At 69.4% G+C, this 25,341-nt stretch carries 21 protein-coding genes; 10 read left to right on the top strand and 11 right to left on the bottom strand.

From position 1 onward, the window contains the following. Positions 1–32: 32 nt before the first annotated feature. Positions 33–1,394, bottom strand: a complete 1,362-nt coding sequence (locus tag ACIRVH_RS19065) for a glutamine synthetase family protein (protein WP_403954455.1) — start codon at positions 1,392–1,394, stop codon at positions 33–35. Positions 1,395–1,694: 300 nt separating this feature from the next. Between ACIRVH_RS19065 and ACIRVH_RS19060 the strand changes: the two genes are divergently transcribed. Then, complete coding sequence (locus tag ACIRVH_RS19060; RefSeq protein ID WP_403954452.1) at positions 1,695–2,882, top strand: globin domain-containing protein; 1,188 nt, start codon at positions 1,695–1,697, stop codon at positions 2,880–2,882. A 55-nt stretch (positions 2,883–2,937) separates the two neighbouring features. Here the strand turns inward: ACIRVH_RS19060 and ACIRVH_RS19055 are convergent, their stop codons facing one another. Beyond that, the gene (locus ACIRVH_RS19055) at positions 2,938–3,978 is read right to left on the bottom strand and encodes an FAD-dependent monooxygenase (protein WP_403954449.1); all 1,041 of its coding nucleotides are present in this window, start codon (positions 3,976–3,978) and stop codon (positions 2,938–2,940) included. 91 nt (positions 3,979–4,069) lie between these two features. Beyond that, entirely contained in the window at positions 4,070–4,516 is a 447-nt protein-coding gene (locus ACIRVH_RS19050) for an Rrf2 family transcriptional regulator (protein WP_403954447.1), read from the bottom strand. 136 nt (positions 4,517–4,652) lie between these two features. Here ACIRVH_RS19050 and ACIRVH_RS19045 point away from each other — a divergent pair, with 136 nt between their 5' ends. The 4 genes from ACIRVH_RS19045 to ACIRVH_RS19030 all read left to right on the top strand — a co-directional run bounded on the left by ACIRVH_RS19045 (position 4,653) and on the right by ACIRVH_RS19030 (position 10,271). Continuing rightward, positions 4,653–5,339: a DUF3105 domain-containing protein gene (locus ACIRVH_RS19045; RefSeq protein ID WP_403954444.1), complete on the top strand. Its 687-nt coding sequence runs from the start codon at positions 4,653–4,655 to the stop codon at positions 5,337–5,339. Continuing rightward, positions 5,336–5,965 carry a DUF305 domain-containing protein gene (locus ACIRVH_RS19040; RefSeq protein WP_403954441.1) on the top strand — a complete coding sequence of 210 codons (630 nt, stop codon included), beginning with the start codon at positions 5,336–5,338 and terminating at the stop codon, positions 5,963–5,965. The genes ACIRVH_RS19045 and ACIRVH_RS19040 overlap by 4 nt, the downstream gene beginning before the upstream one ends. Positions 5,966–6,174: 209 nt before the next feature. Further along, positions 6,175–8,118 (top strand): protease pro-enzyme activation domain-containing protein, encoded by a 1,944-nt coding sequence (locus ACIRVH_RS19035; protein WP_403954438.1) that lies wholly within the window; start codon positions 6,175–6,177, stop codon positions 8,116–8,118. Between the two features lie 104 nt (positions 8,119–8,222). Further along, positions 8,223–10,271 (top strand): NAD(+) synthase, encoded by a 2,049-nt coding sequence (locus ACIRVH_RS19030; RefSeq protein ID WP_403954435.1) that lies wholly within the window; start codon positions 8,223–8,225, stop codon positions 10,269–10,271. 24 nt (positions 10,272–10,295) lie between these two features. On the opposite strand, the gene ACIRVH_RS19025 is transcribed toward ACIRVH_RS19030, so the two are convergent. Both ACIRVH_RS19025 and ACIRVH_RS19020 read right to left on the bottom strand, forming a co-directional pair. Then, positions 10,296–10,496, bottom strand: a complete 201-nt coding sequence (locus ACIRVH_RS19025; protein WP_403954432.1) for a DUF397 domain-containing protein — start codon at positions 10,494–10,496, stop codon at positions 10,296–10,298. Next, positions 10,468–11,331: a helix-turn-helix domain-containing protein gene (locus ACIRVH_RS19020; protein ID WP_403954431.1), complete on the bottom strand. Its 864-nt coding sequence runs from the start codon at positions 11,329–11,331 to the stop codon at positions 10,468–10,470. The genes ACIRVH_RS19025 and ACIRVH_RS19020 overlap by 29 nt, the downstream gene beginning before the upstream one ends. Positions 11,332–11,447: 116 nt before the next feature. Here ACIRVH_RS19020 and ACIRVH_RS19015 point away from each other — a divergent pair, with 116 nt between their 5' ends. Together ACIRVH_RS19015 and ACIRVH_RS19010 are read left to right on the top strand one after the other, a co-directional pair. Continuing rightward, positions 11,448–11,672: a hypothetical protein gene (locus tag ACIRVH_RS19015; RefSeq protein WP_403954428.1), complete on the top strand. Its 225-nt coding sequence runs from the start codon at positions 11,448–11,450 to the stop codon at positions 11,670–11,672. Then, on the top strand, positions 11,669–12,028 hold the full coding sequence (locus ACIRVH_RS19010) for an ATP-binding protein (RefSeq protein ID WP_403954426.1): 360 nt from the start codon (positions 11,669–11,671) through the stop codon (positions 12,026–12,028). The genes ACIRVH_RS19015 and ACIRVH_RS19010 overlap by 4 nt, the downstream gene beginning before the upstream one ends. A 524-nt stretch (positions 12,029–12,552) precedes the next feature. Here ACIRVH_RS19010 and ACIRVH_RS19005 read toward each other — a convergent pair. Beyond that, a complete protein-coding gene (locus tag ACIRVH_RS19005; RefSeq protein ID WP_403954423.1) occupies positions 12,553–12,912 on the bottom strand; it encodes a hypothetical protein in 360 nt (119 codons plus the stop codon). 460 nt (positions 12,913–13,372) lie between these two features. Between ACIRVH_RS19005 and ACIRVH_RS19000 the strand changes: the two genes are divergently transcribed. Both ACIRVH_RS19000 and ACIRVH_RS18995 read left to right on the top strand, forming a co-directional pair. Next, complete coding sequence (locus ACIRVH_RS19000; RefSeq protein ID WP_403954421.1) at positions 13,373–17,344, top strand: RICIN domain-containing protein; 3,972 nt, start codon at positions 13,373–13,375, stop codon at positions 17,342–17,344. Between the two features lie 15 nt (positions 17,345–17,359). Then, complete coding sequence (locus tag ACIRVH_RS18995) at positions 17,360–17,965, top strand: hypothetical protein (RefSeq protein WP_403954418.1); 606 nt, start codon at positions 17,360–17,362, stop codon at positions 17,963–17,965. A 442-nt stretch (positions 17,966–18,407) separates the two neighbouring features. Here the strand turns inward: ACIRVH_RS18995 and ACIRVH_RS18990 are convergent, their stop codons facing one another. Then, positions 18,408–19,370, bottom strand: coding sequence for a DUF5937 family protein (locus tag ACIRVH_RS18990; RefSeq protein WP_403954416.1), 963 nt, complete (start codon positions 19,368–19,370; stop codon positions 18,408–18,410). Between the two features lie 98 nt (positions 19,371–19,468). On the opposite strand from ACIRVH_RS18990, the gene ACIRVH_RS18985 reads away from it, so the two are divergent. Next, positions 19,469–20,314, top strand: a complete 846-nt coding sequence (locus ACIRVH_RS18985) for an alpha/beta fold hydrolase (protein ID WP_403954932.1) — start codon at positions 19,469–19,471, stop codon at positions 20,312–20,314. Between the two features lie 27 nt (positions 20,315–20,341). Here the strand turns inward: ACIRVH_RS18985 and ACIRVH_RS18980 are convergent, their stop codons facing one another. The 4 genes from ACIRVH_RS18980 to ACIRVH_RS18965 form a co-directional block, all read right to left on the bottom strand. Then, the gene (locus ACIRVH_RS18980) at positions 20,342–21,562 is read right to left on the bottom strand and encodes an MFS transporter (protein WP_403954414.1); all 1,221 of its coding nucleotides are present in this window, start codon (positions 21,560–21,562) and stop codon (positions 20,342–20,344) included. 97 nt (positions 21,563–21,659) lie between these two features. Next, positions 21,660–22,628, bottom strand: a complete 969-nt coding sequence (locus ACIRVH_RS18975) for an endonuclease/exonuclease/phosphatase family protein (RefSeq protein ID WP_403954930.1) — start codon at positions 22,626–22,628, stop codon at positions 21,660–21,662. Between the two features lie 269 nt (positions 22,629–22,897). Then, on the bottom strand, positions 22,898–23,527 hold the full coding sequence (locus ACIRVH_RS18970) for a TetR/AcrR family transcriptional regulator (protein WP_403954411.1): 630 nt from the start codon (positions 23,525–23,527) through the stop codon (positions 22,898–22,900). 75 nt (positions 23,528–23,602) lie between these two features. Further along, a complete protein-coding gene (locus ACIRVH_RS18965; RefSeq protein WP_403954409.1) occupies positions 23,603–25,189 on the bottom strand; it encodes an MFS transporter in 1,587 nt (528 codons plus the stop codon). Positions 25,190–25,341 lie beyond the last annotated feature (152 nt).

The following is a 25,341-nucleotide window of genomic DNA, read 5'->3' as shown; positions in this document are numbered from 1 at the left end:
TCGTTTCGCCGGAAACCCGCTCCGACCTGCCCCTACAGCACCGGCAGATTCTTCCGCAGCTCGAACGCGGTCACCTCGGACCGGTACTCCTCCCACTCCGAACGCTTGTTGCGCAGGAAGAAGTCGAAGACGTGCTCGCCAAGGGTCTCGGCGACCAGGTCGCTGCGCTCCATGAGGGTCAGGGCCTCGCCGAGGTTCTGCGGGAGGGGTTCGATGCCCATGGCGCGGCGCTCGGCGTCCGAGAGGGCCCAGACGTCGTCCTCGGCGCCCGGCGGGAGCTCGTAGCCCTCCTCGATGCCCTTGAGGCCGGCGGCCAGCAGCAGGGCGTACGCCAGGTACGGGTTGGCGCCGGAGTCCAGGGAGCGGACCTCCACGCGCGCGGAGCCGGTCTTGCCGGGCTTGTACATCGGGACGCGGACCAGGGCCGAGCGGTTGTTGTGACCCCAGCAGATGTAGGAGGGGGCCTCGCCGCCGGCGCCGGCCGTGCGCTCGGAGCCGCCCCAGATGCGCTTGTAGGAGTTCACCCACTGGTTGGTGACCGCGGAGATCTCCGCCGCGTGCTTGAGCAGGCCCGCGATGAAGGAGCGGCCGACCTTGGAGAGCTGGTACTCCGAGCCGGACTCGTAGAACGCGTTCCGGTCGCCCTCGAAGAGGGAGAGGTGCGTGTGCATGCCGCTGCCGGGGTGCTCGGAGAAAGGCTTCGGCATGAAGGTCGCGTGGACCCCCTGCTCCAGGGCCACCTGCTTCATGACCAGGCGGAACGTCATGATGTTGTCCGCCGTGGAGAGCGCGTCGGCGTAGCGCAGGTCGATCTCCTGCTGACCGGGGGCACCCTCGTGGTGGGAGAACTCGACCGAGATGCCCATCGACTCCAGCATGGTGATCGCCTGGCGGCGGAAGTCCATGCCGACGTTGGTCGGGGTGTGGTCGAAGTAGCCCGAGTTGTCGGCCGGGGTGGGACGGGTGCCGTCCAGCGGGCGGTCCTTCAGCAGGAAGAACTCGATCTCGGGGTGGGTGTAGAAGGTGAAGCCCAGGTCGGAGGTGCGGGCCAGGGCGCGCTTGAGCACGTAGCGCGGGTCCGCGAAGGACGGGGAGCCGTCCGGCATGAGGATGTCGCAGAACATGCGGGCCGTGCCCGGCGTCTCCGCACGCCACGGCAGGACCTGGAACGTGGAGGGGTCCGGCTTGGCGATCATGTCGGACTCGTAGACCCGGGCGAAGCCCTCGATGGCGGAGCCGTCGAAGCCGATGCCCTCGTCGAAGGCCTGTTCCAGCTCGGCCGGGGCCACGGCGACGGACTTCAGGAAGCCCAGCACGTCCGTGAACCACAGGCGTACGAACCGGATGTCGCGCTCCTCCAAGGTCCGGAGCACGAACTCCTGCTGCTTGTCCATCTTCCGCTTCCCCATCCTTGCTGGTCAGGCCGCCTGGGTGCATCTCACCACAACACCGTTTCGAGCGCGTTGCGGACCTTGATCACCCTGGCGTCCCAGGCCTGAACGCCTGTCGTACGGCAGGTGTACTGCTCTGCCGCCCATCTTGCCTTCTCTCGCCGACATCCGTAATGGCCGGTCCTCCTCCCTGGTGAGCGAGGCCACATCTCTTTAATTTGCATCTCAGATGCAAGTTTTCATAGCGTGCCGATCAGCAGAGCCGATCCGTCGAGCCGAGCAGTCGAGCCGTGAGGAGTCACGATGCTGTCCGAGCAGTCCGCAGTCACCGTCCGCGCCAGCCTTCCCGCCGTCGGCGCGGCCATCGGCGAGATCACCGAGCGCTTCTACGCCCGGCTCTTCGCCGCCCACCCCGAACTGCTGCGCGACCTCTTCAACCGCGGCAACCAGGCCGCCGGCCTCCAGAAGCAGGCCCTCGCCGGCTCCATCGCCGCCTTCGCCACCCACCTGCTGGAGCACCCGGACCGGCGGCCGGACGCCCTGCTGAGCCGGATCGCCCACAAGCACGCCTCGCTGGGCGTGGCCCCCGAGCAGTACCCGGTGGTCCACGAGCACCTCTTCGCCGCCATCGTCGAGGTCCTGGGCGAGGCCGTCACGCCCGAGGTCGCCGCCGCCTGGGACGAGGTGTACTGGCTGATGGCGAACGCGCTCATCGCCATGGAGAAGCGGCTGTACGAGGAGAGCGACAGCACGCGGCAGCGGCCGTGGGAGGTCGTCGAGCGCGTCGAGGAGACCGCGGACGTCGTCACCTTCCGGCTGCGGCCCGTCGACGGCGGCCCGGTGCGCGACTTCCGCGCCGGCCAGTACGTCTCCGTCCAGGTCGAGCTGGCCGACGGGGCCCGGCAGATACGGCAGTACAGCCTGTCCGGCGCGCCCGGCGAGACGCTCCGCCAGTTCAGCGTCAAGCGGGTGCAGGGCGACGACGCGACGCCCGACGGCGAGGTGTCGAACCACCTTCACGCGCGCGTGCGCGAGGGCGACGTCCTCGACCTCTCCGAGCCGTACGGCGACCTCGTGCTCGGGGACAGTGCCGGCCGGCCGCTCCTGCTCGCCTCCGCGGGCATCGGCGTGACCCCGATGGTCGCGATGCTCGCCGCACTGGCGGCCGACGGACACGGCGCCCCGGTCACGGTCGTGCACGGCGACCGCTCCCCCGCCGACCACGCCCTGCGCACCGACCACGAGGCGTACGCCGCCAAGCTCCCTGAGGCGTCCACGCACTTCTTCTACGAGCGTGAGGCCGAGCCCGGCACCCGCACCGGCCTGGTCGACCTCACCGACGTCACCGTGCACCCCGGCACGCGCGCGTACCTGTGCGGTCCGCTGCCCTTCATGCGCGCGGTGCGCTCCCAGCTGATCGAGCAGGGCGTGGCCCCGGCGGACATCCACTACGAGGTGTTCGGGCCGGACCTCTGGCTCGCCCAGGGCTGAGGGACGACCCGGGCCACCGCCACGCAGGCCGTGCGTGGCGGTGGCCGCAGGGTTCTCAGGCCCCGAAGCGCCGCGCCCCCTCCCGGCCGATCTCCTGGTTCTCGGTCACGTACGGGCGCAGTTCCTGCTCGTAGGACGCGAAGGCCTTGGTGTGGTCGCCGGAGGCGGCGAGGTGGCGGGCGAGGGTGTGCGCGCCGATCAGGGCCTGGGAGGTGCCCATGCCGGAGGTCGGGGCGGCGCAGTGGCCCGCGTCGCCCACCAGGACCACGCGGCCCTCGGACCAGCGGTCCAGGTGCACCTGGCAGGCCGAGGAGAAGTAGAAGTCGGTGGCGGCGGACATGTCCTCCAGCAGGCGGGGCAGCAGCCAGCCCGCGCCGGCCATCCGGTCCCGGGTGATGCGCTCCTGTTCCGCGCGGTCCAGCAGGTCCAGCGCCGGGGAGTCGCTGGCGAAGGACAGGCTGACGGACATCCGGTCCCGGTCCGCCGCACTGAACAGGTAGACCGCGCGGCCCGGGGTCTGCCACAGCGCTCCCCGGTGGTCCAGGCCGAGGTGGTTGGCCGTGCTGAAGCCGGCGCCCGAGAGGCCGAGGTGGCGGATCACCTCGGAGTGCGGGGCGAAGACCAGACGGCGCACCACGGAGTAGATGCCGTCGGCCCCGACCACCAGGTCGTACGTGTCCGGGGCAGACCGCTCGAAGCCGACCCGGACACCGGTCGCGTCCTGTTCGATGCGGTTGATCGAGTCGTCGAAGACGTAGCGCACCGTCCGAGCCGTGTGCTCGTGGAGGATGCGGGTCACCTCGCGCTTGGGGACCTCCAGCTCACCGGCGAAGGTCTCGGGCGGCAGCTCGCCTATGCGGTCGCCGTCGGCGTCCAGGAGGTCGGTGCCCGTCATTCCGGTGGCGTGCGCGCGGACCTCCTCCAGGATGCCCAGTTCCTCCAGCACCTCGAAGGCCGGTCCCCGGAAGTCGACGGCGTAGCCGCTGTCGCGCAGGGCCGGGGCCCGCTCGACGACGGTCACCTCGTGACCGTCGCGGTGCAGGAACCAGGCCAGGGCAGGACCGGCGACACTCGCGCCGGAGATCAGGATCTTCATACGTACCCCCGTTGTCGATCCATGCGGAGGTCCCAGCCTTCCGGAGGCCTCTACCGGTGATCAACGGCCGTTCCGGCCAAACGGCGGCCCTTCAGTCGCCCCGCGGTCCCCTGGAGATGCCCAGCAGCAGGGGCCCCGTCGGTTCCGCCACCATGTCCCCCACCGTCACCGGGTCCAGCGTCGCGAAGAACGCCTCCTGGGCCCGGCGCAGGGCGCCCCGCAGACGGCAGGCGGAGTTCAGGGGGCAGGGGGTCGTACCGCCCTCGCAGTCGACGACGTCACCGTCCCCCTCGAAAGTACGGACGACCGTACCCACGGACGCCGTACGACCCCGTTCGGTGAGGGCGAGGCCGCCGCCCCTGCCGCGGCGGGCGTCGACCAGGCCCAGGTGCTGGAGTTCCGCCACGACCTTCGCGGCGTGCGTGTACGGCACGTCCATGTCCGACGCGACCTGGCGGGTCGTGGGACTGGTGTCGTCGGCGACGGCGAGCCGCATGAGGACTCGCAGGGCCAGGTCGGTGGAGCGCAGCAACCGCATACCGCGAGGGTAGGTAATGCGCATCCGGGGTTCAAATTATCCGGTTGCCGTGCCCTCCCTACGGACAGGCACTCCTTGCGCACTACGATCAGCGAGCCCCACCATCCACGTCCGTTTCCCCCAAGAAGGACACCTCATGGGTTCCGCCAAGAACAGCAGCAGCGCTGCGCGCAAGGCGCGCATCGAGGAGTTGCGGCGCGCCGAGCGTGCCCGGGAGCGTCGCAACCGGGCGCTCACCATCGCCGCCAGCGTGGTGGTCGTCGGTGGTCTCGTCGTCGGCGGTGTGGTCCTCGTGAACTCGCAGTCGGACAAGTCCGGCAAGAACGACACGGTCTCGAGCGGCGACGCCAAGGGCTCCGGGGACTCCGGGCACTTCACCACCGGCAAGGACGGGGTGAAGACCTGGTCCGGAAAGCTGGCGCGGACGCACGTGACGAACAAGGTGTCGTACCCGATGCACCCGCCGGTCGGCGGCAACCACAACCCGGTGTGGCTCAACTGCAACGGCGACGTCTACACCAAGCCGGTGCAGGACGAGAACGCCGTGCACGCGCTGGAGCACGGCGCGGTCTGGGTGACGTACACCGGCAAGGCGCAGAAGGCCGACGTCGACGCGCTCGCGGCCAAGGTGAAGAAGACGCCGTACTCGCTGATGAGCCCGTACGAGAACCAGGACGCCCCGCTGATCCTGTCGGCCTGGGGCCACCAGGTGGCCGTGAAGAGCGCCAGTGATCCGGAGGTGAACAAGTTCTTCGCCTCCTACGTGCAGGGCGCCCAGACCCCCGAGCCGGGCGCCTCGTGCACCGGCGGGGTCATGAAGTGAGGCGGCAGCACATCGGCTGGGTGACGGGCGCCGTGGCAGCGGTGCTCGTCGCCGCCGGGGCGATCACGTACGCGGTCGCCGAGGACGGCGGATCGGCCCCGAAGACGCCCACGGCCGAGTCCGCCGACGCCGGGTTCGCGCGGGACATGGCCGTCCATCACCAGCAGGCCGTCGAGATGTCGTACATCGTGCGGGACCGCACGAAGAACGAGGAGGTACGGCGCCTCGCGTACGACATCGCGCAGACGCAGGCCAACCAGCGCGGGATGCTGCTGGGCTGGCTGGATCTGTGGGAGCTGCCGAAGGTGTCGGCCGATCCGCCGATGACCTGGATGGGCATGGGCGACATGGCCTCCGGCAAGGACGGCGCGCTGATGCCGGGCATGGCGACCAACACCGACCTGAAGAAGCTCCAGTCGCTGAGCGGGAAGCAGGCGGAGATCCTCTATCTCCAGCTGATGACGGACCATCACAAGGGCGGCATCCACATGGCCGAGGGGTGTGTGGCCAAGTGCACCGTCGGGGTGGAGAAGCGGCTCGCGCAGGGCATGGTCGACGCGCAGCAGTCGGAGATCGAGCTGATGGCCGGCATGCTCAAGGAACGGGGCGCACAACCCCGTTCGTAAGCCACAACACGGACGAAAGCATCAAATCACCCTGGATGACGGTTCCTTGAGCTTCTCTTGACCTTTGCGTTCCCCTGGCATGAACGGTTCATCGAAAGAGTGGCCCCCATCGTGTGATCCCTTCGCGGGCCGACGCCGCCGCGGGCCGGTGTGCGGATCCACGACGTACCGACCACTACATGCATGCGAACCGCATCGCAGGGGGTTCTATGAGATCCAACCGCGCCAAGGTGCGCGCCGGCGTGAGCATGGCAGCGACACTGCCGATGATCGCCGGAGCGCTGGCGTTCGGTATATCCGCGGCGCACGCCGCGGACACCCCGGCCCGTGACGCACTGGCGGGCACCAAGCCCGCGTGGGCCACGGCCAAGGCGGACAAGGGTGCCACCGCCGACAACGCCCAGGTCAAGGCCCGTGTGTACCTGGCCGGCCGGGACCGGGCCGGACTCGCCGCCTACGCCAAGGCCGTGTCCGACCCCAGCTCGCCGCACTACGCCAAGTACCTGAGCGCCAAGAAGGCGCAGGCCCGCTTCGGGGCGACCAAGGCCCAGGTGGCCGCGGTCAAGTCCTGGCTGAAGGCCGCCGGGCTCCAGGTCACCGAGGTCACCTCGCACTACGTCGCCGTCTCCGGTGACGTCGCCGCCGCCGAGAAGGCGTTCGGCACCCAGCTGCACGACTTCACCAAGGGGTCGAAGACCTACCGCGCCCCGGTGAAGACCGCCTCGGTGCCGGCCGGTCTGCAGGGCGCCGTACTGACCGTCACCGGTCTGGACAGCGCGCCGCACAAGTCGACCCACGACGACCAGCTGCCGCCGCCGGACGCCGTGTTCAAGAACTCCGGGCCGTTCTCCTCGTACTTCGGCTCGAACATCGCGACCTCGCTGCCGGACGCGTACGGCCAGAAGATCCCGTACGCGATCAAGGGCTACACCGGCAAGCAGCTGCGTGCCGCCTACGGCGCGGGCGACTACACCGGCAAGGACGTGCGCATCGCGATCACCGACGCGTACGCCTCGCCGACCATCGCCTTCGACGCGGGCAAGTACGCGCTGAAGAACGGTGACGCGGCCTGGAAGACCGGCCAGCTGCACCAGTCGCTGCCGAAGAACTACACGAAGACCAAGGAGTGCGGCGCGGCCGGCTGGTACGGCGAGGAGACCCTCGACGTCGAGGCCGTGCACGCCGTCGCGCCGGCCGCCGACGTCACCTACGTGGGCGCCGCGTCCTGCTACGACGACGACCTGCTGGACTCGCTCAGCAAGGTCGTCGACAACCACCTGGCCGACATCGTCTCCAACTCCTGGGGCGACATCGAGGCCAGCCAGACGCCGGACCTCGCGGCCGCCTACGACCAGGTCTTCCAGCTGGGCGCGGTCCAGGGCATCGGCTTCTACTTCTCCTCCGGTGACAACGGCGACGAGGTCGCCAACACCGGTACGAAGCAGGTCGACACCCCGGCCAACTCGGCGTGGGTGACCGCGGTCGGCGGTACGTCGCTGGCCGTCGGCAAGGGCGACGCGTACCAGTGGGAGACCGGCTGGGGCACCCAGAAGGCGACCCTGTCGGCCGACGGCAAGAGCTGGACGAACTTCCCCGGCGCGTTCACCTCGGGCGCGGGCGGCGGCACCAGCAAGACGGTGGCGCAGCCGTACTACCAGAAGGGCGTCGTCCCGGACTCGCTCGCCAAGGCCAACAGCGCCGACGGCAACCGCGTCGTCCCGGACATCGCGGCCATCGCCGACCCGAACACCGGCTTCCTGGTCGGCCAGACCCAGACCTTCCCGGACGGCACCCAGCAGTACAGCGAGTACCGCATCGGCGGCACCTCGCTGGCCGCCCCGGTGATCGCCGCGGTCCAGGCCCTGGCCCAGGAGGCGCACGGCGGCAAGGCGCTCGGCTTCGCCAACCCGGCGATCTACGCCAAGTACGGCAAGAAGGGCGTGTTCCACGACGTCACGGACAACCCGACCGGCTCCGGCCTGGCGGTGGCCCGTATCGACTTCGTGAACGGCCTCGACGCCTCCGGTGGCCTCGCGACCTCGGTCCGCAGCCTCGGCAAGGACAGCTCGCTGTCCGCGGTGAAGGGCTACGACGACGTCACCGGCGTGGGCTCGCCCGCGGGCGGCTACGTCCAGTCGTACCGCCGTCACTGATCGGCTGACGCCGATCCGCTGACGCGGTAGGCGCCGCAGGGGGGCGTGGGGTATTCAACACCCCGCGCCCCCCATTGCGTCGCTCTGACGATTACACTGGGCCAGTGCCTCCGTTGAACTTCTGGTCGATCTATCAGCATGGCTTCGCACGCGTCGCCGCGTGCACGGGTCACACCGTCATCGCGGACCCGCAGGCCAACGCCCAAGCGGTCCTGCGCCACGCACGCCGGTGCGCCGAGGAGGGGGTCGCCGTCGCCGTCTTCCCGGAGATGGTGCTGTGCGGCTACTCGATCGAGGACCTGCTCCTGCAGGACGCGCTGCTCGACCAGGTCGAGGAGGCGCTCCGGGAGGTGGTGGCCGGGTCGGCGGACCAACTGCCGGTGCTGGTCGTCGGTGCCCCGCTGCGCCACCGCAACCGGATCTACAACTGCGCGGTGATCGTGCACCGCGGCCGGATCCTCGGCGTGGTCCCCAAGTCGTACCCGCCGAACTACCGGGAGTTCTACGAGCGCCGGCAGATCGGCGACGGCGCCGACGAGCGCGGCGGGTCGATCCGGTTCGGCGGCGAGACCGTGCCGTTCGGCGTGGATCTGCTGTTCGCGGCGGAGGACGTTCCCGGTCTCGTGCTCCATGCCGAGATCTGCGAGGACATGTGGGTGCCGGTGCCGCCCAGCGCGGAGGCGGCCCTCGCTGGTGCGACCGTCCTCGTCAATCTCTCGGGCAGCCCGATCACGGTCGGGCGGGCCGAGGACCGCAAGCTGCTGTGCCGCTCGGCGTCCTCCCGCTGCATCGCCGCGTACGTCTACGCGGCGGCCGGCCTCGGCGAGTCGACCACCGACCTGTCCTGGGACGGACAGACCATGATCTACGAGAACGGCGCGCTGCTGGCCGAGACCGAGCGGTTCCCGCTCGGCGACGAGTACGCGGTGGCCGACGTGGACCTCGACCTGCTGCGGCAGGAACGGCAGCGGACGGGCACGTTCGACGACAACCGCCGCACGCACCAGGCGCGGACCGGTGATTTCCGGACGGTCGGCTTCGAACTCGACCCGCCGCTCACCGACCTGGGGCTGCGCCGCCGCCTGGAACGCTTCCCGTTCGTGCCGGCCGACGCCGACCGTCTCGCCCAGGACTGCTACGAGGCGTACAACATCCAGGTCGAGGGCCTCCAGCAGCGCCTCGCGGCGATCGGCGGCCCGAAGGTGGTCATCGGGGTGTCCGGCGGCCTGGACTCCACGCACGCGCTGATCGTCGCCGCCCGCGCGATGGACCGCGCGGGCCGACCGCGCAGCGACATCCTGGCCTGGACGCTGCCCGGCTTCGCCACCAGCGACCACACCAAGGACAACGCCCACAAGCTGATGAACTCGCTCGGCGTCACCGCGGCCGAGCTGGACATCACGCCGACCGCACGGCTGATGCTGCAGGAGATGGGCCATCCGTTCGCCTCCGGCGAGCCGGTGTACGACGTCACCTTCGAAAACGTGCAGGCGGGTCTGCGCACGGACTATCTCTTCCGGCTGGCCAACCAGCGCGGCGGCATCGTCCTCGGCACCGGCGACCTGTCGGAACTCGCCCTCGGCTGGTCCACGTACGGCGTGGGCGACCAGATGAGCCACTACAACGTCAACTCGGGCGTGCCGAAGACGCTGATCCAGCATCTGATCCGCTGGGTCATCAGCAGCGGCCAGTTCGGCGAGGAGACCGGCAAGACGCTCGCCGCGATCCTCGACACGGAGATCAGTCCGGAGCTGGTGCCGGGCGAGGAGATGCAGTCGACGGAGTCGAAGATCGGGCCGTACGCGCTGCACGACTTCACGCTGTTCCACGTCCTGCGCTACGGCTTCCGGCCGTCGAAGATCGCCTTCCTGGCGTGGCACGCCTGGCACGACGCGGAGGGCGGTGCCTGGCCGCCGGGCTTCCCGGAGGCCAAGCGGGTGGCGTACGACCTGCCGGAGATCCGGCGCTGGCTGGAGGTCTTCTGCCGCCGCTTCTTCGGGTTCGCGCAGTTCAAGCGATCGGCCATGCCGAACGGGCCGAAGGTCTCGGCGGGGGGTTCGCTGTCGCCGCGTGGTGACTGGCGTGCACCGTCGGACGGCAACGCGCGGGCGTGGCTGCGGGACCTTGAGCGGTTCGACATCCCGGAGGGGTGAGGGTGACGGCCCCTGGGCCCTAGTTCACCTCTTGAGCGAGGCTACGAAGGGGGCCCAGGCGGTGGCGCTGAGGATTAGGGCGGGAGCTTGGAGGGTCTTGGAGTCGCGGACGGGGACGAGTCCGGGGATGTTGTGGGCGACTTCTAGGCAGTTGCCGCCGCTCGCGTTGCTGTAGCTGCTCTTGAGCCAGAGCGCGTCACTCAAGTCGACCCGGTTGCTTGCCATTTCGGTAGTCCTCTGCCGATGTCTTGATCATGGCCAGGGACGCCTCTGGTGACAGCGCGACGGCCCTGAGCCGATCGTACGACCGGCGGTACTCCTGTACGAGCGCAATATCGTCGATGGTGTCGCCGCTGTGCAGCGCCTCCGTGTAGAACAGCGGCGGGGCGTCGGGGAAGGTCATGATCATGGCCGAGCCGGTCATGAACGGGTGCGCTACGCACTTCCGCGGAAGAACCTGCGAAACGATCCGGCGGCGCTCGACCAACTCCACGACCCGGTCGAGCTGCTCGGCCATATCTCGGGCGGCCAGGAGCGGATCGAGGATCAGTGACTCGTGCAGGATCACCCAGTACTCCGGAGTGCGATGGTCCGCTTCGAAGAGGTCAGCGCGCGCCATTCTGGCGCTGACCTTTTGTTCCACCTCAGCGTTGGCGGACAACGGAAGACCGGCGAGGACAACGGCCCGCGCGTAGGCCGGAGTTTGAAGTAGCCCCGGGAAGAGCATCGGGCACCACTCCTCGATGGCCGTGGCGTGCTTCTCCGCTTCCAGGACCCTCTCGAAGTAGGCGGCATGCCCAGCCCTGCGCGCCTTCCGCACATCCTCGCAGTGCCGCTCGAAGAACCCATCGGTGTTGAGCACCCGGTCCGCATGCCGAGCCAGATCGATCGGCATCCTCCGTTCCCCACGCTCGATGTCACTGAGGTACGTCTTGCCGTAGAAGCTGCCCTCAAGGAACGCCTCCAACGACATCCCCGCCGCCTCCCGCTTCCACCGCAACTCCTTGCCGTAGAAGGTCGGGACGCTCATCGAGCCGTCGATGTCCTTGCGCCTTGCCATCGTTCACCTTCCGCTGTCCCGGTCGCGAACGCGAAACCCCTTTCACCGTAGCGAATCCCAACGACATTCTGTGAGGCGTTCGTCACGCAACGCACAGAAAGAGGAAGACGCAGCCTATGCCCGACCACTCCCCCACGGCCTATGACGTGACCCTCTGCGTCGAGGAACTCCGCACCGTCCTCGCCCTGCACGGCATCACGCTGCCCTCCCTGCGCGTGGACCTCCCGAGCTTCGCCGGTACGTACACCCCGCCCGCCGGCCTCATCGCACTCGGGAACTGCAACACCGCAACTGCCCAGGCACTGGCCACCGCCCTCCGGAAGACGGCAGCCGGGCAATGACCTTCGAACTCAACCTGCTCGCCACACCGAAGGCCGTACCGGAACTCCGCCACCACCTTCGCACCCACGACTTCGAAGTCCGCCTGTGTGCAACGGAGTTACTGACGAACGTCATCGACCACCTCGGCGAGGGCGCCCCGGTGACGGTCCGCGTCACCGCCACACCCCACGGCCACACCCGCGTCGAGGTCACCGACCCCGACCCGCGCACCCTGCCCGTCCTCGTGCCCCCCACCGACACGGCCGAGTCCGGCCGCGGCCTGGCCCTGGTCGGCCAGCTCTCCCAGCGTTGGGGCGTGGATCAGGGAGCGGACCGCAAGACGGTCTGGTGCGAGCTGGCCGAACCTGGGCGGTGATCAGCCCTCAGACCCGGCAGCGCGAACACATCGGGATCGAAAATCAGTCATCTGTGATCACCTATCGCACCCCCGCCAGTCGTTCGAACGCACAGAAGTCTCACAGGAAAAACACAGACAGCCTGCGAGTGAGCACCACCTTCCAACAGGCTGACCTGCCGAAGGGTTCACGCCATCAGTCCGCCACACGAAAGTGAACACCCGTACGAGTACACGTGTGTGTGCCTAGAGTGTCGGCGTGCACCGGCGGAGCCTGACCACTCCGTACGCGCACACCAGTCAGCGACCGGGGGAACGCCGTCGCTCACGGGGAGGGGTTGCATCGCCATGCCGTCGCACCGGCCATCCGCGTGCGTGAGCCCGGCCAGGGATCTGCGCTTCTGAGTCTTCGTGAGAGTTCTTGCAATTCACTGCTCTGGGGAGCATCGGCCGATCAACCGGCGCATACACACTCTGAAGAAAGTGATGCTCCGTTGCCTTCCCGACCAGGAAGATCGCTCATACCAACGCCAGGCCGTTCAGGATTACTTGCCCGAATCATCCTTCTGCTGACCGCAGTTGCGGTCGTAGTCGGACTTGCTGTGCGACCCGACCTCGCTGGCCTCTCGGACCACGACGATGCAAGCCTCGTAGGAGATTCCTACGACGGCTACGACACCAAGGCCGCTGAACAGCTGCGCGGGGATCAATGCGTGGCTGTCGACGCCCTGCGCAAGGGCGGACCGAACCTGTTCGCCCTGGCTCAGGGCGCCGTCGGGCTCCCGTCCGACCAGCTCCATCAGAAGCTGAACCGGGACCTGCACGACGTCAGGACCCCCCTGCACCAGGCCTTCGATGCCGATGAGGACAACAGCGGCCAATGGCAGAAGAAGGTCGAAGACCAAGGACAGGCGTGGACCAGCGCTGTCAGTGGCCTGGATTCGTACCCCGGCGCGCCGCAGGGAGCGAACAAGATCTACGACAAGGTCGGGCTGCTTCCGTGGATCTACCAGACGTGGGGCCGGGGCATCGACCTGTTCTCGCCCTTCTACGAACCCTCTCCCACTGCTGACGACAGCACGAAGGCTGCCGCGGTCGCGATCGGTGACCAGCTGTACACCACTGGGGGGACACCGGAGGAGCAGCAGGCATGGGCGCTGTGGAAGAGGAACTCCGGCAAGGTCGAGCCCAACCAGTTGTTCGTTCCCAGGGTGTTCGCCGATGACGCCCGCATCTTCCTGTCCTCAGGTGGCTTCCCCCGCACCGCTCCGGCCCCGGACACCCCGGAGTTCCGCGTCGCGGTCGAGGACCTGAAGGCCCGCTTCGCCGCGTGCGCGTGGCACGACCCGGGTTCTCGGCAAGGAAGTGGCCCAGGCGTCCACCGAGTGGCAGCAGGAGATCGCTTCGCAGGCCACGCAGCGACAGCAAATCCTCGCCGCCAACGTCACCGCCACGAAGGCGCTGCAGGACGGCACCTTCGCCCTGGGCAAGCTCCTGGGCCAGTCGTGGATCGCGGACTACTCCACCCGCTGGCTGGACCACTACACCGAGGGCGGCATCAACTGGATCGGTGACGCCCCGCTGGAGATCCAGGTGCCGGGCGCTGCCGGCAAGTGCCTCGACGTCCAGGGATCCGGGAAGGCCAACGGCACCCCGGTCCAGATCTACACCTGCAACGGCAGCAGCGCCCAGAAGTGGCAGCTGTGGGGGGTCTACGACGGCCACTACACCCTCCTGAACGTCAACGCGCAGAAGTGCCTGGAGGTGCTGAACGGCGCCAATGCCAACGGCACGAAGATCCAGATCCGGGACTGCGGCAGCAGCAAGGCACAGCAGTGGACGTTCAACGTCCGCGCCGCGGACGAGCTGCGCAACATCGCCACGGACAAGTGCCTGAACCTGGCCGCGTTCGACAACGGCAAAGACGCCCAGCTGAACACGTGCAACGGCTCCAACGCACAGAAGCTCCGCATCGTCCCCAAGGGCCACACCGGCAGCGCGCCGTCGAAGGCCGACGTGGACAAGGCCAAGGCGAACGTCACGAGTGCGCAGTCGGAGGCGAAGAAGCAGCTCGCCGCCGTCAAGGCACAGCTCGCCGCCGCGCAGAAGGCCGCCACCACCTCGGACACGGCCATCCAGGCCGCCTACACCATCGCCGACACCAACGGCGCGCCCCGGGGCCGTGGTCTGCTGGTCGGTCAGCAGAAGGACCAGGTCACCAAGGGGTCAGTCGCCGCACTGCAGGCGATGGAGAAGGCCGCCGAGACCGCCGAGGCCGCCACCCGCGCCTCCGCCGGCGACACCCAGACCATCACGCAGCGCGCCCTGGCCCAAGCCGCCCAGTCGAAGGCCGAGTTCCGCAAGGAGGCCGCCAAGGCGGCCGAGTGGCAGGCGAAGGCCGCCGCCGACGCGGCGAAGATCCACCGGGACAACGCGAAGAAGGACAAGGAGACGGCTGAGGCCAAGCTCTCCGACGCGCTGAAGGCCGAGGGCGACGCGAAGGCGGCCGCCGCCGACGCGCACGCCAAGCGGCTCGCGGCGGAGGCCGAGGAGAAGACGGCCAAGGCGGAGAAGGAGAACGCCGCCGCCAGCCGGGCCGAGGCCGCCGAGCACCGCAAGAACGCCGAGTCCGAGGCAACGAAGGCGAAGGACGCCAAGGACAAGGCGGAAGCTGCCGAGAAAACCGCCGAGGGCAAGCGGGACGACGCGGTCAACGCAGGCGACCACGCCAAGGCCATGCGCAACGACGCCTGGGACGCCGAGCAGAAGGCCGACGCGGCGCGCGCCAAGGCCGACGCCAAGGACGCCTACGCCGACAAGCTGGACTCTGGTGACGCGGCGGACGCCGCCCGCTCCGCGGCGAACGATGCGGACAAGGCCGCCGACGACGCAGAAACCGCAGCGGCCAAGGCCCGTTCCGAGGCCGACGCGGCCACCCAGGCGGCGGCCGACGCCGATGCCGCGGCCACCCGCGCCGAGGCGGCCGCCAAGCGGGCCCGCTCCGACGCGGACGCCGCCCAGGCGGACAAGCTGAAAGCGGACGCGGCGGTGAAGACCGCGACCAGCGCGGTAGCGGACGCCATCAAGGCCTCCCAGGACGCCTCCGCCGAGGCCAAGACAGCGGTCAAGCTGGCCGATGAGGCCGAAGCGCACGCCAAGGACGCCAAGACCCAGGCCGACGCCGCCAACAAGGAGGCCGGCAACGCCCTCGTAGCCTCGGCAAAGGCAGCGGGCTACGCCCATGTCACCGCGCAGGCTGCCGTGGACGCCGGTGAAGCGGCAAAGCAGGTCGCCAAGCCGGCCAACGACGCGATCCAGCTCGGCTCCCCCTACGTCGACACCGACTCGGCCGCCGGCCTGGTCGTGCTGACCGGCCAGGCGTCGAAGTCGGTCGCCGAGCAGCAGCAGGCCGTCGCCGACGCCCACGCCAAGAACGCCGCCGCCGAGGCCCAGGCCGCCAAGAACCTCGCCGACCAGGCCAAGGGCGACGCCAAGGAGGCGTATCAGCACGCGGCCAACGCCGCCGAGTACGCGGCTGACGCCCGCACCTACTCCAAGGAGGCCCTGGGCTACGCGGCCGACGCGGCCAAGGCGGCGTCCGCGGCCGCCTCTTCACTGGCCCGGACAGTCGAGTACGACAAGCAGGCAGCCGCCGACGCGGCGGCCGCCGACAGGGCGGCCGGAAACGCCGAGGGCTACGCCAAAGACGCCCGTGACTCGGCAGACGCGGCCGAACTCGACGCCGAAGCCGCCCGCTCCGCCGCCGCCCAGGCCGAACAGGACGCCAAGGACGCCCGAGCAGCAGCCGACCGCGCCGACACCGCCGCAACCGAGGCCGAACAGGCGGCCAAGGACGCCGACAAGTACGCCAAGGAAGCCCAGGATGCAGCCGACCGCACCGAGCGGGAGGACGCCAACAAGCAGGTACAGACGGGTGCGGCGACCGGTGTCGGAGGGGTCTTCTCCGTCATCGACGACATCAAGCAGCACGGCGAGCCGGAACGCCTCCCCAACGAGTGCCACGGCATCAACTGCAACACGCTTGTGTTCATTGCGCACTTCGACGCAGTGGTCAGTTACTACCTGTGCCTCAACCCGGACGTGCCTGCCACCGAGGCCGGCTGCCCAGCCGAAGACACGCTCTTCCTCAAGACGCAGACGTTCCCGGACCTCACCAAGAAGGTCAAGGTCTCCGCGTGGGACGTGACGGTGGATCTCTGGAAGGGAATCTTCAAGTCGATCAAGAGCGACTTCACAGGCTGCTACCACAAGCTCAACGGTGACGGCAGCGGAAGCTTCGGCGACTGCGCCTGGGCAGCCACTTGGCTTCCGATCGGCGGCCCGATCGGGAAGATCGCCGAGGCGATCCGAGGCGTGGACGCGGCCCTGCGGTCCGGGGAAGGCGTTGCCGACGCGTTGAAGGCGCTGAAGGCGCTAGACGTGGACGCGGAGACGCTGGCGGACATCGAGCGATCGGTGCAGGTGTGGGAAGAGGCCCGTACAGCGTGCAAGGTCAACAGCTTCCCCGGCACCACCGAGGTCGTCCTGGCCGACGGCAGCCGCAAGGCGCTGCGTGACGTGCGCAACGGCGACCTGCTGCTGGCCACCGACCCGGAGACCGGACGCACACGGGGTGAGCCCGTCACACGCACCTTCCACCACAGCGCCGTCGACCTGGTCGACGTGACGCTGACGGACGGCGGCCGCCTCACCAGCACACCTGGACACCGGTTCTTCGTGACCGGCCGCGGCTGGACCCTGGCCTCCGATCTTCGCCGCGGAAACGCCCTGCGCACCCCGGACGGCGTGCACACCGTGGCCGCGCTGCTCGACCGGCACGAGGCGAGGCCCCGGACCGTGTACGACCTGACCGTCTCCGGCCTGCACACCTTCTACGCCGTGGCGGGCGGCAGCCCGGTCCTGGTCCACAACTGCAACGACCTCGCGGCCGACGCAGAGAATTTCCCCGGACTGGCTCACACGCTCGACGAGCACACGGCAGGCCTCGTCACTCCTCAGCGCGCGAGGGAGCTTGCCGAAGAAAAGACGGAGAGGCTCGGATATGTCGTCCCGAACAGCCTGTTCATCGACGAACAGACCGCCCAACAGGTCGTGGACTACGCGCTGACCAACAACGCTAACAGGATTCGTACCTGGCTTCGGGGACCCAACCCGGAACTGTCATGGAGAGGTACCTTCGGGGCGAGGAACTCCCTCGGCAAGGCCTACTATCCGGACGGCACGGTGAAGGAAGCCGGCAATGCGTACCGCATCAAACTTGTCCGAGCCAGGGGGCACAAGTCGGGCTACTACGTGCAGACATGTTTTCCGGAGTAAGAGAGGCGAGGCGCAGTGGCACGTTTCACGGAGTTCGACTTCGGTGTGTCCTGGGTTATGGACTTCTTCCATCAGGACGGGACCCACTACGGGGACACAGCCGCTGAAATCGTTGCGAATCACCTCGCGGGGTGGAGCGACGAGGCAGCCCAGGCAGTACGCCGTGACGCCCAGACGCTCCTCGACAACCTCCCCTCGGGGACGCTCGAGGTGCTGTGGGAGGCCGGAACGGAGTACATGGCGAACTGGGAGCGGCTCGGGAGTGGAACGCAGTGGACCCGGGCCGTCGTCGACCTGTGCGACGCCCGGCTGTCCACAGCAACAGGCGTACGCCCGCTCACCGGCGCGGACACCGAGGACGGCATGACCTGCCTCGACGCGGTCGTGGCTGAGATCGAGGCAACCCGATTCCTGGCTCCTGACGTGCGGGCGGCGCTCGTCGACTGCGCGCGCCGGTGCACTCCGGACCTGGCCTTCCGGGTGCTGCTGAGAGCGATCAGCTGCGCCACGGATGTCTCGCTGTCCCCGGAGCAGTACACAAGGCTGGAGGCCATCGGATCGGCTCTCCACTACGGCGAATTCGTCGTGGACTTCGTCAAGTACCTGGTCGAAAACGACTAGCCGGCGGCTAGAACCTGAGCGCGCTACGGGACCGCTGCCCCCGCGTGGTGCGGCGGTCCTTCGCGTTCCACAGGACTGGCGACAAGGGCGTGGAGGTCTGCGACCTCGACGCACTCGTTGTCGGCTGGCGCCGCTGGATACCCTCCTGGCGCCAGTGGCTCGGTTACCTCAACTTGCCGAATTCACAGACTGGTCGGCGACTGTCGGTTGCAGTCAGGAGGATGTGGTGGGCATCAGGTCGTTGACCAGGACCATTCCGAGGCCGGCCGCGCTGATGAAGGCTGTATTTCCAGCGCGGATCCGATCCCATGTGGTTGCATCGTGCGAGACGTCAGCGACCAGGCCACGGCATTGAAGGTCCCGGGAATCTCCCTATGCCATCACGGGACCAGCATGCAAGAAGCGTTGCAAACCCGCAGGTCACGGCATTTCGTTGGTCGCCCTAGTCGTGCGGGTCCAGCAAGCGCGTCGCCCGCTCCGTACGCAGATGCAGCGCCGTACGCCCCCTCCGCCGCGTCGTCACCAGCCCCGCCCCCCGCAGAGCCCCCAGGTGCTGGGAGACCGCGCTCGGGGTGATGCCCAGACGGTCGGCCAGGGTCGCTGTCGTCAAGGGCTCGGCCAAGGCCGTGAGCAGGGCAGTCCTGGTGCGGCCCAGGACCGGGACGAGGCCCGCCAGGGCCGGTGGGGGCGGTTCCCAGAGCAGGCCGACGCCCACGGCCGGGTAGCGGATCGACGCGGCGGTGAGCGGGGACTTGTCGACGCCCACGTGCGGCCAGTTGAAGACACTGGGCAGCAGGACCAGGCCGTGCCCGCCCGTGTCCACCGTCCAGACCGAGTGCGGGGTGCGCCGGCCGTGCACCACCAACTGGCCGCCGTCCCAGGCGATGTCCCGGTGCAGCTCGGCGAAGAGGGCCTGGACCCCGCCGTCGACCAGGGTGAGCGCGCGTCTGCCGACGTCCGCCTCCAGAACGGCCCGCATCCGGACCCAGTGGGGTGCAACGACCAGTTCGTGGCAGCGGTGCAGCGCTGCGGCGAGCCGCGGCAGTACCGCCTCCGGCTCGGGAGTCTCCTCCTGCGGGATGCCCAGGACCGCCGCGTATTCCTGCCGGAAGAAGGCGCCTTCCGTGGCTCGCAGCACCTCCAGTTCCGCCGTCATCGACGGCAGCCGCTCCTGCGGCACCGGGAACAGGAACGACGGCAGCGGCCCGGCGATCAGCGCCCGCAGCAGCGGCAGTTCACGCTCGCCCGCCAGCAGCGGCCGCGCCCCGCGCACCCACGGCTCGTGCACCGCGTGGCCACCCGTGCCGAGCAGGATCCGCAGCGCCAGCACCGTCTCGCCCAGCGGCGAGAGAGCGAACCGCACCCTCGCGACCGAGGCCGCGGTGAACCGGATCTCTACCGCCATACCGTCATCCGTGCCGCCGCCCCGTCATCCCCATCATGTAGCTGGAGCTAAACGATAGTTGGGCGCCCATCGCCACCCCCAGGCTGCCCGCCATGGACTTGAACTTCTTCACCTCGTACGACGGCACGAAGCTCGCCCACCACGTGACCGGCGACGGCCCCGCTCTCATCTGCCTGCCCGGCGGGCCGATGCAGGACTCGGCCTATCTCGGCGAGCTCGGCGGCCTCGCCGCCCACCATCGGCTGATCCGGCTGGACCTGCGCGGCACCGGGCGGTCGGCACGGCCCGAGGACTCCGCCGGCTACCGCTGCGACCGGCTCGTCGACGACGTGGAGGCCCTGCGCCGCCATCTCGGCCTCGACCGGATCGATCTGCTCGCGCACTCGGCCGGCGCGAACCTGGCCGTGTCGTACGTGAGCCGCCACGCGGAACGGGTCGGCCGTCTCGCGCTGATCACGCCGAGCGTTCTGGCCGTCGGCGTCGCGATCGACGGAGAGGACCGGCTCCGGGCCGCGCGCATGCGCCGGGACGAGCCGTGGTTTCCGGAGGCGTTCGGGGCCCTTGAGGCGGTCGTCGCCGGGCGGGAGACGGCCACCTCCTGGCAGGCCGTCGCCCCCTTCTGGTACGGCCGCTGGGACGGCGCGGCCCGCGCCCACCAGGCTGCGCAGGACGAACAGCGCAACGCCGAGGCTGCGGCCGCCTACGCTGCCCCCGGCGCCTTCACCCCTGACACCACGCGTACGGCCCTGGCGCGCTTCCGCTCGCCGGTGCTGGTGCTCGCCGGGGAAGCCGACGTGGCGGGCCCGCCCCGCGCGATGACCGAGGTGGCCGGGCTCTTTCCCCACGGCCGGCTGGTGATCCAGCCCGAGGCCGCTCACTTCCCGTGGCTGGACGACGGGGACCGGTTCGCGGCGACGGTCGGGGGTTTCCTGGGAGGATCTTGACCGACCGAGACGGGTGGGCGGGCAGACTCAGTGCTGCAGCGCCCCCGACTGCTCGGGCACGTGCGCAGCGACGACGCGGCCCACCGAGGCCGAGGCAACCTCCCGACGCCGGTCCACCAGGTGAGCCACGCTCGCCACGCCCAGCCCCAGTACAGCCAACGCCGCCCCGGCCACCGCAGGCGACGTGACTCCGAACCCCGCCGCCAGCGCCAAGCCACCGATCCAGGCGCCGCCGGCATTCGCCAGGTTGAATGCCGCCTGGTTGGCGGAGGAGGCGAGGGAGGGAGCCGCCGCGGCCTTCTCCATGACCATCAGCTGGAGCGGGGATCCGGTGACGAACGCCGCCATGCCGAGCAGCGCCACGGCCAGGGCAGCGCTCCACTCCGACCGCATCAGCAAGGGGAACAGGAGCAGTACGGCCACCATCGAGGCGAGCCCGCCGAACAGCGTGCCCCGCATCGACTGGTCGGCCAGGCGTCCGCCCAGCAGGTTGCCCGCCGTCGCACCCACACCGAACAGGGCGAGCAGCACCGTCACGCTGCCCTCGGCGAACCCGGCGGAGTCCGTCAGCATCGGGGTGACGTAGCTGTAGGCGGCGAAGAGCGCGCCGAAGCCCGCCACCGTCGTACCGAGGGCCAGCCAGACCGGCAGGGACCGCAGGGCGGCCAGCTCGCCGCGCAGGCCCGTGGTGGGGGCGGCGACGCGGTCGCGCGGGATCAGGAGGGCCAGCGAAGCTATCGCCGCGAGGCCGATCGCGCTCACGCCGAGGAAGGTCGCCCGCCACCCCAGGTGCTGGCCCATCAGCGTGGCGACGGGAACGCCCACGACGTTGGCGACCGTCAGGCCGAGGAACATCAGGGAGACGGAGCGCGCCTTGCGCTCCGGCGGGACCATGGCCGTGGCCACCACCGCGCCCACGCCGAAGAAGGCGCCGTGCGGCAGGCCGCTGAGGAAGCGGGCGGCGAGCAGGGAGTCGTAGCCGGGAGCGAACGCCGAGAGCGCGTTGCCCGCGACGAACAGGGCCATCAGAGCGATGAGCACCGTGCGGCGGGACATCCGGGCGGTGAGCGCGGCCAGCAGCGGGGCGCCGATGACGACGCCCAGCGCGTACGCCGAGACCAGGTGGCCGGCGGTGGGGATCGAGATGTGCAGGTCGTCCGCGACGTCGGGCAGCAGGCCCATCATCACGAACTCGGTGGTACCGATACCGAAAGCGCCGACGGCCAGAGCGAGCAGGGCCAGGGGCATTGAGGGCCTGTGCCTTTCGAGGTAAGAGAGCGGAGTTCCGTCACCAGTTTATGTTCAGCTACGGAACAAAGTCTCCCGGGCCCAGTATTCCAGCCGGTTACGAGGACGTGTCCACCTTCACACGAGCAGCCACCGGGAGGTGGTCACTGTTCGTGCGCGGCAGCGTCCAGGAGCTCTCCGGCTCGACGCCCTTGACCATGATCTGGTCGATCCGGGCCATCGGGAACGACGCCGGCCAGCTGAACCCGAAGCCGCTTCCCGCCGCGCCCTGGGTGGAGCGCAGCTGGGAGGTGACGGCGTTGAGCGAGCGGTCGTTCATCGTGCCGTTCAGGTCGCCGAGCAGCACGACCCGCTGCAGGGACTCGTGGGCGATGGCCTCGCCGAGCGCGTCGGCGCTCTTGTCCCGCTGCCGGGCGGTGAACCCGGCCTCCACCTTCACCCGCACCGAGGGGAGATGCGCGACGTAGACGGCGAGCGGGCCCTCGGGGGTCGTGACGGTCGCACGCATCGCGCGCTTCCAGCCGAGCTTGATGTCCACGTCCCGTACGTCGGTCATCGGGTACTTGCTCCACAGGCCGACCGTGCCGACGACCGAGTGGTACTTGTACGTCGAAGCGAGCGCCTTCTCGTACACCGGGACGGCGGACGCGGGCAGCTCCTCCAGCGCCAGCAGGTCGGCCCCGGAGCCGGCGACGTCCTGGGCGGTCGCGGCCGGGTCGGGGTTGTCGGCGTTCACGTTGTGGGTGGCCACCATGAGGTCGCCGCCGGTGGCCGTCCGGTCGGTGAGCAGTCCGCCGAAGAGGTTCAGCCACACGATCGCCGGGAGCAGGATCGTGAGCAGGGCGGTCGCCGACTTCCGGAGCACACCGAGGACCAGCAGGACCGGGATGGCCAGGCCCAGCCAGGGCAGGAAGGTCTCCGTGAGGCTGCCCAGGTTGCCCACCCGGTTGGGGATGTGCGAGTGCAGCAGCATCACCAGCGCGAGCAGCAGCGCGAGGACGGCGAGGACGATGCCCCGGCGCCAGATGCGTGGATCGCCGCGCCAGCCGCCGAACAGGCGGTGCATCAGGCGCCGAAGCCGGGATCCCGGTCGCTCGGGCCCCGAGCCGCCGTTGTCCGTCTCCGTCATGTACGCCTGCTGCGCCATACCGTCTGCCTCACTGCCTGCCGTGCACACCGTCGTTCCCCTGTGTTCATCCGACCCTAGGGGATGATCGACCTGGTTCCCGCCGTCCCATGACGGCCGTACGGAAGACGAGGACGAACGAGTCGGCGCCCGGGGTTCCGGTTACCCCCAGGACCGGCGTGGTCTGTGACGAAACGTGCACATACGTGCTACGAGCCTGTCGAGCTGACGGGCCGTAGGCCTTCCAGGACCGTGTCGACGATCTGTTCCGCGAGCCCCTCGGGCAGGTCGTCGTCGGGGCGCATGACGGAGCGCACGAGCATGGGGCCCATGAACATGTCGTTGGCCAGCTCCAGGTCGACGTCCGCCCGGAGTTCGCCGCTCTGCCGTGCGCGGCGCAGCACTTCCAGGGAGAGGGCGCGTCGGGGCGCTATGACGCCGGCGTGGTACGCCGCCCAGATCTTGGGGCTGCTCTTCATCTGGGCGTACACGTTGTGCAGGATCGCCGACGAGCGGCTGGCGAGGCCGCGTTGGCGCAGGGACTCCAGCAGCACGACCAGGTCGTCGCGCAGGGAGGTGCCGGGGAGTACGGGGTCGGGGGGTTCGGCGGCGCGCACGACGTCGACGAACAGCTCCTCCTTTCCGCTCCAGCGGCGGTAGATGGTGGCCTTGCCGACCCCGGCCGTGCGCGCGACGCGCTCGATGGAGAGCTCGGCAAGGGGCACGCCGTCCTCCAGGAGCTTCACGACGCCCTCCAGGATGGCGCGTTCCACGGCCTCACTGCGCGGGCGGCCCCGCACGGGCCCGTCCGGTCGCGGCCGGCTGTCGGCAAGGCTCACTCGTCCGTCCTTTCACTGTGCTGCGGGAATTCTCCCGCAACAGCCTCCTTCCCCCGTGGACCACGTCGTTTTCGGTCAGTCCGCGGCTACGACCAACTCCTGCTCCTTCTTGTCCTCCTGACCGGCCGACGGCTTGCCGGGCAGGAAGAGGGCCGTCACCAGGGCGCCGACGAGCGCCACGCCCGTACCGCACAGGGCGGTGATGTGCATGGCGTGCAGGAAGGCGTCGTTGGCGGGGGTGACGAGGGCCTTGCCCGGGGCGCCGAGCTTCTCGGCGACGCCGAGCGTGGCCTCGATGGACTCGCCGGCCGTGTCCCTGAGGCCGGGCGGCAGCAGGCCGAGCTTGCCCTCGATGCCGTTGCGGTACGAGGTGGAGAGCACCGAGCCGAGCACGGCGATGCCGAGGGCGCCGCCGACCTGGCGGAAGGTGTTGCTGAGCGCGGAGGCGGAACCGGCCTTCTCGCGGGGCAGGGCCTGCATGATGACGACGGAGGTCGGGGTCATGATGTGCGCCATGCCGGTGCCCATGAGGAAGAAGACGACCTCCAGCACCCAGATCGGCGTGTCGGCCTCGAAGGAGGAGAACGCGGCCAGCGTCGCCGCGATCAGCACCAGGCCCGCGGTGGTCGTGGCCTTGTTGCCGAACCGGTCGACCAGCAGCCGGGCGCGCGGCGCGAAGATCATCTGGGCGGCGGCCAGCGGCAGCATCATCAGGCCGGACTGGAACGGCGAGTAGCCGCGGACGCTCTGCATGTAGAAGACCGAGAAGAACGTCACGCCCATCAGTGCGAAGAAGACGAGCGCGATGGCGGCCATGGCGGACGAGAACACCTTGTTCTTGAAGTAGGTGACGTCCAGCGACGGGTGGTCGCTGCGCTTCTCGAAGATCACGAAGCCGGTGAGGACGGCGAGACCGGCGACGATGGTCGCCAGCACCTTGGCGTCGGTGAAGTCGGCCAGCTCGCCGCCCTTGATGATGCCGTAGACCAGCAGGACCAGGCCGACGACGGACAGGACCACGCCGACGGGGTCGAGCCGGCCGGGACGGGGGTCGCGCGAGTCGGGCACGAGCCACACCATCAGGGCGAGCGCGATGAGCACGATCGGCACGTTGATCAGGAAGACCGAGCCCCACCAGAAGTGGTCGAGGAGGGCGCCGCCGGTGATCGGGCCGATGGCGATGGCGAGGCCGACACCGCCGGCCCAGATGCCGATGGCCTTGGGCTGCTCCTCGCGCTCGAAGACGTTCATGAGCACGGCGAGGGTGGCGGGCATCACGAAGGCGGCACCGAGGGCCATCAGGGCGCGGTAGGCGATCAGCTGGTTCGGGGAGCCGGACTCGGCGGCCAGGGCCGAGCCGATGCCGAACACGACGAGGCCGCCGAGCAGGACCTTCTTGCGGCCGAGGCGGTCGCCGATGAGGCCGGCGGTGAACAGCAGGCCGGCGAAGACCAGGGTGTAGGCGTTGATCGCCCACTCGATCTCGCTCTGGGTGGCGCCGAGGCCGGTGGGCGCCGGAGTGGAGATGGTCTTGATCGCGACGTTCAGGATCGAGTTGTCGAGCACCACGATGAGCAGGCTCAGCATCAGCACGCCGAGGATCGCCCATCGGCGCCGGTGTACCGCTTCCGGTATCCGGGGGGCAGGGACGGAACTTGTCATGCGTTCGAGCCTACGACCATTTCGATACGGAACCGTCTCGTATCTTATTCCTTTACCGAGGCCTTACCCGGCGGGGCCACAGCGGGGACCCGCCGAAGGGATCACAGGGGGCTCCTCTGGCCCTCACTGGCACGAGGTGCCACCATGGAAGC

Origin of the sequence: Streptomyces sp. NPDC101165, assembly GCF_044768135.1 — a bacterium.
Lineage (GTDB): Bacteria > Actinomycetota > Actinomycetes > Streptomycetales > Streptomycetaceae > Streptomyces.
This window is presented reverse-complemented; position numbering and strand designations above follow the sequence as displayed.